Source organism: Caballeronia sp. LZ008, assembly GCF_031451435.1.
GTDB lineage: Bacteria > Pseudomonadota > Gammaproteobacteria > Burkholderiales > Burkholderiaceae > Caballeronia > Caballeronia zhejiangensis.
In genome coordinates this window covers 2,440,254-2,455,056 of record NZ_JARUXK010000001.1, presented here as the reverse complement: position 1 = coordinate 2,455,056, position 14,803 = coordinate 2,440,254, and the positions used below count along the sequence as shown (strand labels likewise).

General features: G+C 62.2%; 11 protein-coding genes. 9 read left to right on the top strand and 2 right to left on the bottom strand.

The genetic code is table 11. The features are described 5' to 3' along the window. Nucleotides 1–193: 193 nt before the first annotated feature. Complete coding sequence (locus QCE49_RS11405) at nucleotides 194–1,384, bottom strand: M20 aminoacylase family protein (protein WP_250460774.1); 1,191 nt, start codon at nucleotides 1,382–1,384, stop codon at nucleotides 194–196. Between the two features lie 160 nt (nucleotides 1,385–1,544). Here QCE49_RS11405 and QCE49_RS11400 point away from each other — a divergent pair, with 160 nt between their 5' ends. Continuing rightward, nucleotides 1,545–3,626 (top strand): molybdopterin oxidoreductase family protein, encoded by a 2,082-nt coding sequence (locus QCE49_RS11400; protein WP_309805963.1) that lies wholly within the window; start codon nucleotides 1,545–1,547, stop codon nucleotides 3,624–3,626. Nucleotides 3,627–3,754: 128 nt separating this feature from the next. After that, complete coding sequence (locus QCE49_RS11395) at nucleotides 3,755–5,428, top strand: long-chain fatty acid--CoA ligase (RefSeq protein WP_250458932.1); 1,674 nt, start codon at nucleotides 3,755–3,757, stop codon at nucleotides 5,426–5,428. 128 nt (nucleotides 5,429–5,556) lie between these two features. On the opposite strand, the gene QCE49_RS11390 is transcribed toward QCE49_RS11395, so the two are convergent. After that, on the bottom strand, nucleotides 5,557–6,732 hold the full coding sequence (locus QCE49_RS11390) for a porin (protein WP_008343007.1): 1,176 nt from the start codon (nucleotides 6,730–6,732) through the stop codon (nucleotides 5,557–5,559). Nucleotides 6,733–7,194: 462 nt separating this feature from the next. Between QCE49_RS11390 and coq7 the strand changes: the two genes are divergently transcribed. From coq7 to murF, 7 genes are all read left to right on the top strand, one after another. Continuing rightward, nucleotides 7,195–7,851: a 2-polyprenyl-3-methyl-6-methoxy-1,4-benzoquinone monooxygenase gene (gene coq7 / locus QCE49_RS11385; RefSeq protein WP_034471434.1), complete on the top strand. Its 657-nt coding sequence runs from the start codon at nucleotides 7,195–7,197 to the stop codon at nucleotides 7,849–7,851. Between the two features lie 391 nt (nucleotides 7,852–8,242). Continuing rightward, nucleotides 8,243–8,671, top strand: coding sequence for a division/cell wall cluster transcriptional repressor MraZ (gene mraZ / locus QCE49_RS11380; protein WP_008343002.1), 429 nt, complete (start codon nucleotides 8,243–8,245; stop codon nucleotides 8,669–8,671). 28 nt (nucleotides 8,672–8,699) lie between these two features. After that, a complete protein-coding gene (rsmH, locus tag QCE49_RS11375; protein WP_008343001.1) occupies nucleotides 8,700–9,641 on the top strand; it encodes a 16S rRNA (cytosine(1402)-N(4))-methyltransferase RsmH in 942 nt (313 codons plus the stop codon). After that, nucleotides 9,638–9,982: a cell division protein FtsL gene (gene ftsL / locus QCE49_RS11370; protein WP_008342999.1), complete on the top strand. Its 345-nt coding sequence runs from the start codon at nucleotides 9,638–9,640 to the stop codon at nucleotides 9,980–9,982. Before rsmH ends, ftsL begins: the two co-directional genes overlap by 4 nt. Beyond that, nucleotides 9,979–11,835, top strand: coding sequence for a penicillin-binding protein 2 (locus QCE49_RS11365; protein ID WP_250458934.1), 1,857 nt, complete (start codon nucleotides 9,979–9,981; stop codon nucleotides 11,833–11,835). Before ftsL ends, QCE49_RS11365 begins: the two co-directional genes overlap by 4 nt. Beyond that, nucleotides 11,832–13,376, top strand: a complete 1,545-nt coding sequence (locus tag QCE49_RS11360) for a UDP-N-acetylmuramoyl-L-alanyl-D-glutamate--2,6-diaminopimelate ligase (protein WP_244807651.1) — start codon at nucleotides 11,832–11,834, stop codon at nucleotides 13,374–13,376. The genes QCE49_RS11365 and QCE49_RS11360 overlap by 4 nt, the downstream gene beginning before the upstream one ends. Then, nucleotides 13,373–14,803 (top strand): UDP-N-acetylmuramoyl-tripeptide--D-alanyl-D-alanine ligase, encoded by a 1,431-nt coding sequence (gene murF / locus QCE49_RS11355; RefSeq protein ID WP_250458936.1) that lies wholly within the window; start codon nucleotides 13,373–13,375, stop codon nucleotides 14,801–14,803. Before QCE49_RS11360 ends, murF begins: the two co-directional genes overlap by 4 nt.

The window sequence follows — 14,803 nt, the reverse complement described above, 5'->3', positions numbered from 1 at the left end:
CCACCCCTTCCCATCCCGAACAGGACCGTGAAACGACTCCACGCCGATGATAGTGCGGATACCCGTGTGAAAGTAGGTAATCGTCAGGCTCCTCATGCTCCAAACAAAAACCCCACCCCAAAAGGTGGGGTTTTTGCGTTGGGGCGTGAAAATCTAAATCGCAATTAGGCCAGCAGAAGCGTAACGGCGACCATCAACGGGCGAGGAATTTCTCCGCCAGTCTTACCCAGTACGACGATCCGATCGATAACAAATCATCATTAAAGTCGTAGCTGGCGTTGTGCAACATGCACGGCCCCGCGCCGTGTCCTTGCTCCCGGTGCCCGCCGTCGCCGTTACCTAGAAACGCATAACATCCGGGCTTTTCGAGAAGCATGAACGAAAAGTCCTCGGCGCCCATCGTCGGCTCGACGGCGCTATCGACCTTATCCTTGCCCACCACTTCTGCCATAACTTCCGCCGCGAATCTTGCCTCTTCAGGCGAATTGATCGTCGGCGGATAGTTTCTGTGGAAATGAATTTCCACCTCGCAGTCGTAGGCCGCTGCGGTTGCATCGGCGATTTTGCGCATGCGCGCCTCGATCAGATCGAGCGTCTCCACCGTAAAAGTACGCACAGTTCCTCCGAGCCAAGCCTGATCGGGCACCACATTGGCAGCCTGGCCAGCGTGAATCTGGGTAATCGAAAGCACGGCCGTATCGATCGGCTTCTTGCTTCGCGTGATGATGCTCTGAAGCCCGTTCGCGATCTGAACCGCCGTAAAAACGGGATCGCGCCCGTTATGTGGCAAGGCCGCGTGCGAACCGGTTCCTCGAATGGCGATGCGAAACTCGTTGCTCGAAGCCATGATCGGCCCTTCGACGACACCGAAATGCCCCGCCGGAATGCCAGGCCAGTTGTGAATGCCGAACACCGCATCGACCGGAAACCGCTTGAAAAGACCATCTTCGATCATGGCCTTCGCGCCCGCGCCGCCTTCCTCAGCCGGTTGGAAGATGAAGACGACCGTCCCATCGAATTTGCCGTGCCTGGCCAGATATTTCGCCGCGCCGAGCAGCATCGCCGTATGACCATCGTGGCCGCAGGCATGCATACGGCCGTCGTTCGTCGATCGATGTCCGAAAGTGTTCAATTCCTGAATGGGCAGCGCGTCCATATCCGCGCGCAGCGCGATCGAGGCGCTGCCGGCGCCGCGCTTCAACACGCCGACGACGCCTGTCTTGCCCAATCCCCGATGCACTTGAATTCCCCAACTTTCGAGGCTCTCGGCAACCAGTTTTGCAGTGCCAATCTCTTCATAGCGCAATTCGGGATGGGCATGGATCGTTCGTCGGAGCGTCTTGATCTCGTCGTGCGATGCTTCGATTTCTGGGATCAGATTCATTTGAACTGCTCTCACGTTTGAATTCGGATTGCGCGTATTGACCGCGCCTGGTCGTTCCATTCTACGCCGCCGCTATTTGCGCCATCGGACGGTCGATCGCATAGCGGCCGTAATAGAATTCCGTCATCTGCCGCTTTTACTTCGATTTACGGACTTTCCGATGAACGCTCCAGCCGAGTTTGCCCGAGCCGTGTGCCCGCACGATTGCCCCGATACTTGCGCGATGCGCGTAACGGTCAAGGATGGAAAAGCGGTCAAAGTCAGCGGCGAACCTGATCATCCACCGACGCAAGGTGTGTTGTGCACAAAGGTCACGCGCTATGCCGAGCGTACGCATCACAAGGATCGTCTTCTGACTCCGTTGCGTCGAATCGGCAAAAAGGGCGAGGGCCGATTTGAGCCGATCGGCTGGGACGAAGCATTGCGACTCGCCGCCGAACGCCTGCAGCCTATCGCCCGGCGCGCGCCTGAAGCCATCGTTCCATACAGCTACGCGGGCACGATGGGCCTGGTGCAAGGCGAAAGCGTCGCTGCCCGATTCTTCAACGTGCTTGGCGCATCGCGACTCGAACGCACGATTTGTGCGGCCGCGGGCGCCGCCGGCCTGCGTTACACGTACGGCGCGAGCCTCGGAATGCATTCGGAGTATTACGAAGAGAGCGAGCTGATTCTGATCTGGGGCGCGAATCCGATCGCGTCGAGCCTGCACTTCTGGACGCGCGCGCAGGAGGCAAAGCGTCGTGGCGCGAAGCTGATCGCGATCGATCCGTACAAGTCGCTCACGGCGGAGAAGTGCCATCAGCACATCGCGTTGCGCCCGGGCACCGACGCCGCGCTCGCGCTCGGCATGATCGACGTGTTGATCCGCGAGAATTTCATCGATCACGAGTATGTGAGCGCGCATACCGTCGGCTTCGATGAACTTGCGGCGCGCGCGGCGCAGTATCCGGCTTCGCGCGTGGCGCAGATCTGCGGCATCGACGAAAAGGTCGTTATCGAACTCGCCCGTGCTTTCGGATCGACGAAGAAGGCCGCAATTCGCCTCAATTACGGCATGCAGCGCGTGCGCGGTGGCGGCAATGCCGTGCGGGCGATTGCTTGCTTGCCGTCGTTGACTGGCGCGTGGCGCGAGCGCGCCGGAGGCCTGCTGCTTTCGTCGTCCGGCTGGGCGCCGATCGACGGCGCCGCGCTCGAGCGTCCCGATTTGCTGCCGGGCTGGCCCTCGAAGCTTCCGCGCGCGATCAACATGAACGCGATCGGCGACGCGTTGCTGCATCCGGGCGACGAAGCATTCGGGCCGAAGATCGAAGCGCTGATCGTCTACAACTCGAATCCCGTTGCGGTCGCGCCCGATTCGGCGAAAGTCGAGGCGGGCTTCGCGCGCGAGGATCTGTTCACGATCGTGCTCGAACACTTCCAGACAGATACCGCCGATTACGCGGACCTCGTCTTTCCCGCGACGACGCAGCTCGAGCATCTCGACGTCCACAAGTCCTACGGGCACACGCACGTAATGGCGAATCTGCCGGCGATTCCACCCGTCGGCGAAGCGCGCCCGAACACTGAAATATTCCGCGGACTCGCACGCGCCCTGGGCCTTACCGAGCCGGCGCTTTTCGAGACCGACGAGCAGATCGCATCGAAGGCATTCCGCTGGAACGACCCGACGCTCGAAGGTCAGAGCTGGGACACGTTGAAGGCGTCCGGCTGGCTGAAGCTCGGAATCGCGGAAGCGCCGCTGGCCGAAGGCGGGTTCCGCACCCCGTCGGGAAAATGCGAGTTCTACAGCGAGCGCCTGAAACGCGAAGGTCTCGATCCGTTGCCCGATTACCTGCCGCCGTACGAGTCCGCGGACGGATCGCCGGATCTGGCGGCCCGCTATCCGCTCGCGATGATTTCGCCGCCCGCGCGCAACTTCCTGAACAGCAGTTTCGTGAACATCGAAAGTCTGCGGGCGGCGGAGCGCGAACCGCATCTCGATATTCACCCCGCCGACGCGCAAGCGCGCGCCATCGCCGATGGCGCAGTCGTGCGCATCTTCAACGATCGCGGTTCGATGCAGGCCCGCGCGCGCGTGACGGAACGCGCGCGCGAAGGCGTCGTCGTCGGCTTGTCGATCTGGTGGAAGAAGTTGTCTCCCGATGGCCGCAACGCCAATCAGGTGACGAGTCAGGCGCTGACCGACCTCGGGGGCTCGGCGACGTTTTACGACTGCCTGGTGGAAGTGGAGCCAATGCATTGACAAGCTTCGGAGCGGCGGACTCGGACGGGTTTGGTGGAAGGCGTCTAACCCGATTGTCGGAGACCGGCCGAAAAGCTAGGATCTCGTTTCCGCACGATCATTCTAAAATCATATAAAGGAGACGCCGTATGGAGAAACCCTGGCTGAAGTCTTACCCGGCCGGCGTGCCTGCGGAGATCGATCCATCCGCGTATCGGTCCGTTTCGGAGCTGCTCGAGGACAGCTTTCGCGCGAATCGCGATCGCCGCGCGTTCGTGTGCATGGGCCAGGCGATCACGTACGCCGAACTCGACGCGATGTCGAGAAAGCTGGCCGCGTGGTTCCAGAAGCGAGGAATGAAGCCGGGCGCGCGCGTCGCGCTGATGATGCCGAACGTGCTGCAGTATCCGATCGCGATCGCGGCGGTATTGCGCGCGGGTTACATTGTCGTCAATGTGAATCCGCTTTACACGCCGCGCGAACTCGAGCATCAGCTCAAGGACAGCGGCGCGGAAGCAATCGTCATTTTGGAGAATTTCGCCGGCACGTTGCAGGCGGTCGTCAAGAACACGGCGATCAAACATATCGTCGTCGCGGCGATGGGCGATCTCATGGGTTTGAAAGGGGTGCTCGTCAACTTCGTCGTGCGCAGCGTGAAGAAGATGGTGCCAGAGTGGAAACTGCCTGGCAGCGTCCGATTCAATGACGCGCTGAGCGAAGGCGGCCGCGGCACGCTCCAGCCGGTCACCCAAAGTCCCGATGACGTCGCGTTCCTGCAGTACACCGGCGGCACGACGGGCGTCGCGAAAGGCGCGACGCTCACGCATCGCAATCTGATCGCGAACACGCTGCAGTCAGAAGTGTGGCTCGACCCGGCCCGCAAGCGCCGTCCCGACATCGATCAGTTCGTTTGCGTGGTCGCGCTGCCGCTTTATCACATCTTCGCGCTGACGGTCTGCGGCATGCTCACGATCCGTACCGGCGGCCTTGGCGTGCTGATACCGAACCCGCGAGATATCGCCGGAACCATCAAGGAACTGAAGGGCGTTCCCATCAACACATTCCCGGCCGTCAACACGCTCTACAACGCGTTGTTGAATCATCCAGACTTCAACAAGCTCGATTTCTCGAAGCTCATCGCTGCGAACGGCGGCGGGATGGCCGTGCAGGAAGCCGTCGCGAAGCGCTGGTTCGCGGCGACCGGCGTGCCGATCGTCGAGGGTTACGGCTTGTCCGAAACCTCGCCGTGCGTGACCTGCAATCCGGTGACGGCGACCGAATACACGGGCACGATCGGCTTGCCGCTTCCGTCCACGGAAATCTCCATCCGCGACGACGACAACAACGAAGTGCCGCTCGGCCAGCCCGGCGAGATCTGCATTCGCGGCCCGCAGGTGATGGCGGGCTACTGGAATCGTCCCGACGAAACCGCGAAGGTGATGACCCCCGACGGCTTCTTCCGCTCAGGCGACGTCGGCGTGCTCGATGAGCGCGGCTACGTGAAGATCGTCGATCGCAAGAAGGACATGATTCTCGTCTCCGGCTTCAACGTGTATCCGAACGAGATTGAAGATGTTGTCGCGATGCTGCCCGGCGTGTTCGAAGTTGCCGCTGTGGGCGTGAAGGATCAGGCGTCGGGCGAAGCGGTGAAGCTCTTCATCGTGCGCAAGGATGCGAGCCTGACGGAAGCGGATGTCATCGCGTACTGCAGGGAACGGCTGACCGGCTACAAGCGTCCGCGCACGATCGAGTTCCGCAACGAGTTGCCGAAGAGCAATGTCGGCAAGATCTTGCGGCGCGAATTGCGCGACGGCCGCGCGTAGCGGCTGCGTCGTCCAAAGCGAAAAGCCTTCGTGTCGCGAGATGCGAAGGCTTTTTTGTTGCCCGCAGCGGAACGAAAAAAAGGCGCCCGAAGGCGCCTTTCAGTGCGTACTGCTTTGTTACGACCTTATTAGAACTTGTGGCGGATACCGACAACAGCGGCAACCTGGTTCGACGTCGACGACGCCGACAGGCCGTTGATGTTCGCAACCGCAGGGCGGTTCAACGAATCCGTGCCGCTTGCGTGCTGGTAGATACCGTCGATGTACACGTCCGTGCGCTTCGACAGGAAGTAGTCCGCGCCGAGCATGCCTTGGTGGTACTTGGCATCGGCCAGGCCGTAACCCTTCGTGTAGTCATATGCCACGCCCAGCAGCAGGGCCGGGGTCAGCTGATACTTGAAGTTGATTTCGGCGTTATGGAACTTGCCCGAGCCGCCCGTGTAGCCAGCCGGGTTCAGGCCAGCGCCTGCTTCGTTGTTGACGTCCTTGAACTGCGTGTTGCTATACGTCGCGCCGATGGTCGCTGCGCCGAACGTGTAAGCACCGCCAGCCGAGATGACTTGCTGCGTCTTGGCCGATGCGAAGCCCGAGTACACGCGGCTCGACATGTTCGAAGCCGTAGGCGTCGTGGCAGCGTTGCGGCTCGTGGCGTTGTTGCCGAAGAACGAGTAGTTCGGGTCCTTGACGTTCAAGTAGCCCGCGCCCAATTGCAGCGGACCCTGCGAGTAGCCGAGACCAACCGACCAGATCTGGTTGCGGTTGAACTGGCCAGCTTGGCCGCCGAGGCTGTACAGGCCGCCGAACGTGAAGCCGGCGTAGTTCGCGCTCGTGTACTTGATCGCGTTGTTCACGCGATTCGAGTTGTTCATGTTGTCCAGGTCGCCCGGGTGCGCGCCGAAGTACGACGCCCACTGGCTACCGACTTCGAATGCGCCGGTGTAGTCAACCACGGAGTCGTACTGGCGACCCAGCGTGACCGTACCGAATTGCGTCGAGCCCAGACCGACATAAGCCTGGCGGCCGAACAGGTCGCCGCCTTGGCCCAGCTGGCCGTTGAACACGTTGAAGCCGCCTTCCAACACGAAGATGGCCTTCAGACCGCCACCGAGGTCTTCCGTGCCGCGCAGGCCCCAACGGCTACCTTGCAGGTTGCCGCTGTTCATGGAGTACAGCTTTTGGCCGTTGCTGTTGTTGTTGTACGCGAAGCCAGCGTCGATGATGCCGTACAGCGTCACACTGCTCTGCGCATGTGCGGCGCCTGCGAATGCGCCCAGTGCGGCGAGAGCGAGAAGCGACTTTTTCATTGATTGAATCTCCAAGGAGTGTTTGCGACTTTTGGCAAGGTCACTGTTCTTAGCGCCAGTGTGTTGACGGTCCCTGCCTGCTTCTTAACGAAGGTGACACGTAATGTAACAAAGAGGCTTTAACGGACAAAGGAAAAGGGGCTGGTCCGCCGGACTCATGTGACGTTTACGCAACAGGCGCTAAAATGTTGGTTTTGCAGGATATTTGCGACCCGTGTTTGCCCTAATTACCAAAACAGGTGCTTCATAAGGGGCGATCGGGCGGTCGACGGTGTCAGGTTGGTGCCATATTCGCGATCAGACTTCGAACCTGTAATCCGGAGAAATCGCACATGCTCCGTGGCCGCTGAACGCGGTATCCGGCAAGCCCGCGCCCCTTCGGCGCCAGTCGATGTGCGCTAAAATTCGTGTTTTCCGCGAGCGTCCGCTCCGTCTGCGGACCATGAAGAGAGAGGTGACACCATGACGCTCGATGAAGTCATCAGCGAATTCGATCGAGGCTTGCGGTCCATGACGGGCGTGAGCCGCATGTCGCGTCCGATTCCTGAATCGACGATGTCGCCTCTGGACGCGACCGGCGATGTCCTCTCGGAACAATCGCAACTCACCGAAGAGGAACGCGCCCATTCGGCCGGACTGATGCGCGTGAATCACGTTGGCGAAGTCTGCGCGCAAGCGCTTTATCAGGCGCAGAAGCTCGCCACAAGCTCGCCCGAGCTCAAGGCCAGTTTCGAGCGAGCGGCGCGTGAAGAGGAAGACCATCTCGCGTGGACATCGACGCGGCTCAAAGATCTGGAATCGCGGCCGAGCCTGCTGAACCCGTTGTGGTACGCGGGTGCGCTGGCGATCGGTTTCGTCGCGGGGCGCTTCGGCGATCGCGCGAGTCTCGGCTTCATGGCCGAAACCGAGCGTCAGGTCGAGCAGCATCTCGATGGCCACATGAAGACCTTGCCCGTCAACGATCACGCATCCCGCGCGATCGTCGAGCAAATGCGTCTCGATGAAAGCGCGCACGCCGCAGCAGCCATCGGCGCTGGTGGGAGCGAGGTTCCGTTTCCGGTGCGCGCGTTGATGCGCGCAGCTTCCAAAGTCATGACGCGCACGGCCTATTACATATAGTGTGACAAAGCCTCGTTCGCTCGCTTGCCGGGTCGAGCGAGGCATTCGCCGCCGAAACTCATCATCGAATCAAAAAACGGCTGTAAGAACCGTTACATTTCCCTCATTTCGCCTGCTCTTTTCACGTACTACCTTCACATCCCGCACTAGCTCTCTAATTCATAACGGTTTTCTCTTTTGCCGTTACTTCAAGCTCCTGCGCTAAGTCCTTGTTCTAGCAAATAAAAAGCACTCGAAAAAAAGGTGCGCGTCTTGACCGAGGAAATGCGTTCCTCTAAAGTGGGAGACAGTGTGAGAAAGTGGTCTTTTGTGTGATTCACAACCCATTTTCGAGCAAAACTGGAGAGGGACGGGCGTCGTGGTGGGCGTCCGAAAACGGGGAGAAGGGCGAGTGTTCCAAGGGGCGTCGGCGCTGACGCTCGATGCGAAAGGGCGGATGTCGGTTCCGTCGCGCTATCGGGAAGCGCTGCAAGGGCAGGCAGAAGGCCGGGTGACGCTCACGAAGAGCCCGGATGGATGCCTGTTGCTCTTTCCCCGCCCGGAGTGGGAAGTCTTCCGCGCCAAGGTCGCCGCGCTTCCGATGGAAGCCATGTGGTGGCGGCGCATCTTTCTCGGTAATGCAATGGATGTCGAACTCGACGGCAACGGGCGCGTGCTGGTCTCGCCCGAGCTGCGCGCTGCCGCGTCGCTGGAAAAAGAAGTGACGCTGCTCGGCATGGGCGCGCACTTCGAGTTGTGGGACTCGCAGACTTACGCGGCGAAGGAAGCTGCGGCCATGGCGCAGGGCATGCCCGACGCGCTGAAAAACTTCACTTTCTGACGCGGCGCTGAACAACATGGCTCCTGCGATGGGAAATGAACTGCAGCATCGCACGGTGCTGCTGAAGGAAGCGGTAGACGGGCTGCTCACGCGCGCGGACGGCATCTATATAGATGGCACTTTCGGGCGCGGCGGTCATAGCCGAGCGATTTTGCAGCGACTGGGTGACGCGGGGCGGCTGATCGCCTTCGACAAGGATCCTCTCGCGATCGCCACGGCGCAACAGATTCAGGATTCGCGCTTTTCGATCGTGCACGACAGCTTCGCGGCGTTGCGCGACGCGGCGAGCGAGCGCGGAGTAGGGCGGGTGTCGGGCGTGTTGCTGGACCTTGGCGTGTCGTCGCCGCAGGTGGACGACCCGGAGCGCGGCTTCAGCTTCCGCGCAGAAGGTCCGCTCGACATGAGGATGGACCCGACTCGGGGCGAGTCGGCGGCAGAGTGGCTCGCGCGTGCCACGGTGCAGGAAATCACGGAGGTCATCAGAGATTATGGGGAAGAACGGTTTGCTTTTCAGATTGCAAAGGCGCTTGTTGCTCGCCGGGCAGAGTCCGACCGTCTTGGGCCTCTCGACAGCACGCGCGAGCTTGCCGAAATCGTGGGTCACGTCGTCAAAACCCGTGAAAAGGGCAAGGACCCGGCAACTCGCACCTTTCAGGCTATACGGATTCACGTCAATCAAGAGCTTGCGGAGCTGCAGGTAGTACTCGAATCGGCATTGGCATTGTTGGAGCAAGGGGGGCGGCTGGTCGTGATCAGCTTTCATTCACTCGAAGACCGGATCGTCAAGCGGTTCATGCAGGCGCACGCGAGCGCGCCGGCGGTGGACCGTCGTTTGCCGATCCGCGCGGTCGATCTTCCCAGCCCGCCGCTGCGCGTGGTCGGCCGCGTGTTTCCGAGTGATGCCGAAGTCGCCGATAACCCGCGCGCCCGTTCCGCGGTGATGCGTATCGCCGAGCGGATCGCGCCATGAATCGCCTCAATATCTTCCTGCTCATCATCGTGCTCGGGTGCGCGCTGTCGGTCGTCAGCTCCACCAATCAGCAGCGGGAGATTTTCATCGACTTGCAAAGGGCGCAATCGCAAGAGCGTCAACTGCAACAGGATTACGCGCAGTTGCAGTACCAGCAGAGCGCGTTGTCGAAGACATCGCGCATCGAGCAGTTGGCCACCAACTCACTGAAAATGCAGCCCGTGACGACCGGCCGAACGCAATATCTCACCTACGACACGGCCGCCAACAAGGCCGCCGACGCACCCATGCCGCCGCCGCTGCCGGCGTCGGCGCCGCCTGCACGCGGAGCCAAGCGATGAAAAAGTCCGCGAAGCAGAAAGACATCGCTCACACGCCGAATGCGCTTCTCGCCGTGCGCCTGCCCATGTGGCGCTCGAAGCTCGTCGTGTTCCTGCTATTCATGGCGTTCGTCGCGCTGGCCGGGCGCGCGTTCTGGATTCAGGGCCCGGGCAACGCGTTCTTCAAGAAACAGGGCGAAAGCCGCTATCAGCGCACGCTCGAAATGCCTGCGACGCGCGGGCAGATTCGCGACCGTAACGGCCTCGTGCTCGCAACGAGTTTGCCGGTGAAGGCCATCTGGGCGATTCCCGAAGCCGTGCCGAACGATCTCGGCGCGGACAAATTCGCGCAATTGTCCAAACTTCTCGAAATGCCGGAAAAAGAGCTTCGCGCGAAGCTCTCGATGGACAAGACCTTCGTCTATGTGAAGCGCCAGGTGCCGCTCGAAGTCGCGCAGAAGGTCGCCGCGCTCGACATTCCCGGCATCTATTCGCGCGGCGAATACAAGCGCTTCTATCCGGAAGGCGAAATCACCGCGCACCTGATCGGCTTTACTAACATTGAAGACAAGGGACAGGAAGGCGTCGAACTCGGCGACCAGAACGTCCTCGCCGGCACGCCGGGCATGCGCCGCGTCATCAAGGACCGCATGGGCCATATCGTCGAGGACGTCGACGAGCAAGTCGTGCCGCACAACGGCGCGGACGTCGAACTTTCGATCGACAGCAAGATTCAGTACATCGCGTACACGAACCTGAAGGCCGCCGTCGAGAAGACGAAGGCGAAGGCCGGCGCGGCAATGGTCATCGACGTGAAGACGGGCGAAGTGCTCGCGCTCGTCAACTATCCCACGTACAACCCGAACGATCGTTCGCGGATGACCGGCGAGCAGTTGCGCAACCGCATTCTCACGGACACCTTCGAGCCGGGCTCGATCATGAAGCCGTTCACCGTTTCGCTCGCGCTCGATCTGCATCGGGTGACGCCGAATACGCTCGTCGAAACGGGCGGCGGCGTGTTCGTGCTCGACGGCGCCCGCATTACGGACGATTCTGGCTTCGGCACGCTCACCGTCGGCGGCGTGATTCAGAAGTCGAGCAATATCGGCGCGACCAAAATTGCGATGCAATTGCGTCCCGAGGAAATGTGGAACATGTACACGAGCATCGGGCTCGGTCAGGCGCCGAAAGTCGGTTTTCCGGGCGCCGTGACCGGGCGTCTGCGCCCGTGGAAGAGCTGGCGACGCATCGAGCAGGCGACGATGTCGTACGGCTACGGCCTGTCCGTGTCGCTGTTCCAGCTCGGGCGCGCGTACACGGCCATCGCGAACGACGGCAAGATCCTGCCGGTCTCGATTTTCCGCACGGCGGGCGATCAGCCGCCGCTCGGTCAGCAAGTGTTTTCGCCGACTACCGCGCGCGAAGTGCGTGCGATGCTCGAAACCGTCGTGTCGAAGGGCGGCACGTCGCCGGATGCGGCGGTGGCCGGCTATCGCGTCGGCGGCAAATCGGGCACGGCGTACAAGCATGCGGGCCACGGCTACGACCATTCGAAGTACCGGGCATCGTTCGTCGGCATGGCGCCGATGCCGAATCCGCGCATCGTCGTGGCCGTATCGGTGGATGAACCGACGGTCGGCAGCCACTTCGGCGGTCAGGTGTCGGGTCCGGTGTTCTCGGGCATCGTCGGCGATACCTTGCGCGCGCTGAACGTGCCGCCCGATATGCCAGTGAAGCAAATGGTCGTGACGGACGATCCGAACTCCGCCACGCAAGCGGCCGCCAAGCAGCCGGCGAATACGAACAACGCGAATACCGCGAAGAAATTCGCGGTGTCGAGCAATACGAAGACGCACCCGGGAGTCGTGCGATGAGCGCGCAAACCCGACAGAGCAAGATGCAAAAGGACGTATCACAAGCCGTTCAATGGCTGCGCGCCCACGCGCAGCCCGAGGCGCAATTGCACGCCGACACGCGCTCGCTCAAAAGCGGCGACGTGTTTCTAGCCTATGCGGTCGACGGCGCGGACAACCGTCCGTATCTCGACGCCGCGCTCGCCGCAGGCGCGGCTGCGGCGCTCTATCAGCCGGAGAATTTCGCGGGCAAGCCGGACGCGTCGAAGACGCTCGCCGTGAAGGCGCTGAACGAACTCGCGGGCCCGATCGCATCCGCGTGGTACGGCGAGCCGACCGCGTCGATGCTTACCGTCGGCGTGACGGGCACGAACGGCAAGACTTCGTGCAGCCAATGGATCGCGACTGCGCTCTCCGCGCTCGGCCGTCCGTGCGCGATCGTCGGCACGCTCGGCATCGGCATGCCGGGCAAACTGGTGCATAGCGGCTTCACCACGCCCGACGCGCCGCAGCTTCAGCGCAATCTTGCGCAATTGAAAGCTCAGGGCGCGGAAGGCGTCGCGATGGAAGTGTCGTCGCATGCGCTGCATCAGGGGCGCGTGAACGGCGTCGATTTCGATATCGCCATCTTCACGAATCTCACGCAGGATCATCTCGACTACCACGGCACGTTCGAGGCGTACGAAGCGGCAAAGGCGCGTCTTTTCGCGTGGCCGTCGCTGAAGACGGCAATCGTCAATCGCGACGATGCGGCCGGTCAGCGTCTGATCGAATCGCTGCGCGGCAAGGTGCGGACGATTGCCTACGGCGTCGAGATGCCCGCCGATGCCGCGCCGAGCGCCGACGCGTTCCTGCTCGCAACGCAAGTCCGCGCGACTGCGACCGGCACTGCGTTTCATCTGTCGTCGGACTGGGGCGAAGCCGATGTCGAAGTCGGCACGCTCGGCACGTTCAACGTGAGCAATCTGCTTTCCGTGCTCGGCGTGCTGCTCGAAGTGGGCGTGCCGTTCGATGCCGCCATCGCGCGCATCGAAAAGCTCGAATCGGTCAACGGCCGCATGGAGCGTCTCGGCGGACGCATTCAGAGCGACGAGCCGCTCGTCGTGATCGACTACGCGCACACGCCCGACGCGCTCGACAAGACCCTCACCGCGCTGCGCCCGATCGCCGAGGCGCGCGGCGGCGAGCTCGTCTGCATGTTCGGCTGCGGCGGCGACCGCGACGCCACCAAGCGTCCGCTGATGGGCGAAATCGCCGAACGCCTCGCGGATCAGGTCGTCATCACGAGCGACAACCCGCGCAGCGAAGATCCCGTCGCGATCATCGATCAAATCGCCGCCGGCATGAGCGAAGCCGCGAAGGCGCGCCGCGTCGAAGACCGCGCGAGCGCGATTCTGCAAGCAATACGAAGTGCGGCGCGCGAGGACGTCGTCGTGCTCGCCGGAAAAGGGCACGAAGCCACGCAGGAAATCATGGGCAAGAAGCGCGCGTTCTCGGATCAGGATCACGCGCGTCTCGCTCTGGCCGCACGCGCCACACAACAACGCGGAGGCGGCGAATGACGATGTTCACTTTGCGCGAAGCCGCCGCGATGATTCCCGGCGCCGTCCTTAAGGGCGATGCGGGTATCGCCATCGCGCGCGTCGTCACGGACAGTCGCGGCGTGCAGGCCGGCGATCTGTTCGTCGCGGTGAAGGGCGATCGCTTCGATGCGCATGATTTCCTCGATCAGGTGGCGAAGAGCGGCGCGGCTGCTGCGCTCGTGTCACGCGACCCGAGCAACTCCGGTGCCTGGCCACTTCCGGTCATCAAGGTAAAGGACACGCGCGCCGCGCTCGGTGCGTTGGCGCACGGCTGGCGCAAGCGCTTCACGATGCCGCTCGTCGCGGTCACGGGCAGCAACGGCAAGACGACGGTCAAGGAGATGATCGCGTCGATCTTCGCGGCTGCGGTCGGCGAGGAAGCGCGCCTCGCGACCGCGGGCAACTTCAATAACGACATCGGCTTGCCGCTCACGCTGTTTCGCCTGAAGGCGTCGCACAAGCTCGCGGTCGTCGAGCTGGGCATGAATCATCCGGGCGAAACCGAAGTGCTCGGCAAGATCGCCGCGCCGGATGTCGCCGTCGTCAACAACGCGCAGCGCGAGCATCAGGAATTCATGGCGACGGTCGAAGCGGTCGCGCTCGAGCACGCATCGGTCATTCATGCGCTAGGCGATACCGGCACGGCCGTGTTTCCCGCCGACGACCAGTACGCCGTCTTCTGGCGCACGGCCGCGACCGGCAACGCGATCATCGATTTCGCGCTGACCGCCGATGCATCGCAGGCCGCCGTCACCGGTACGCTCGAAGGCACGACGGTCCACATGCAAACGCCGCAGGGCGCGGTCGACATCGCGCTGAACGTGCTCGGCGAACACAACGCGCGCAACGCAATGGCGGCGACCGCGGCAGCGCTTGCCGCAGGCGTTTCGCTCGACGTCATCAAGCGCGGTCTCGAAGCGTTCGAGCCGGTTAAAGGCCGCTTGCAGGTGAAGCGCGCGATGCTCGGCGCGCTCGCCGGCGCGACCGTCATCGACGACACGTACAACTCGAATCCCGATTCGATGCGCGCCGCGATCGACGTGCTCGCATCGCAGGCAACGCCCCGCGTGCTCGTGATGGGCGACATGGGCGAAGTCGGCGAGGAAGGTCCGGCGTTTCATCGCGAAGTCGGCGCGTATGCGGCGGAGTGCGGCATCGATGCGCTCTTCGCGCTCGGCGCCGCGAGCGTCGATTCGGTGAACGCATTCAACGCGGCCGCATCGAAGCAAACCGCGCAGCATTTCGCCGATGTCCGCGAACTGCTCACCGCGCTCGAACAGGCAGGCTACGGCAAGAAGGCCACGTATCTCGCGAAAGGCTCGCGCTTCATGAAGATGGAGCGCGTGGTGGATGCCTTGACGAGTCCACAACAACCCGCAGCGGGCCATGCGCCCGCTGCACATTGA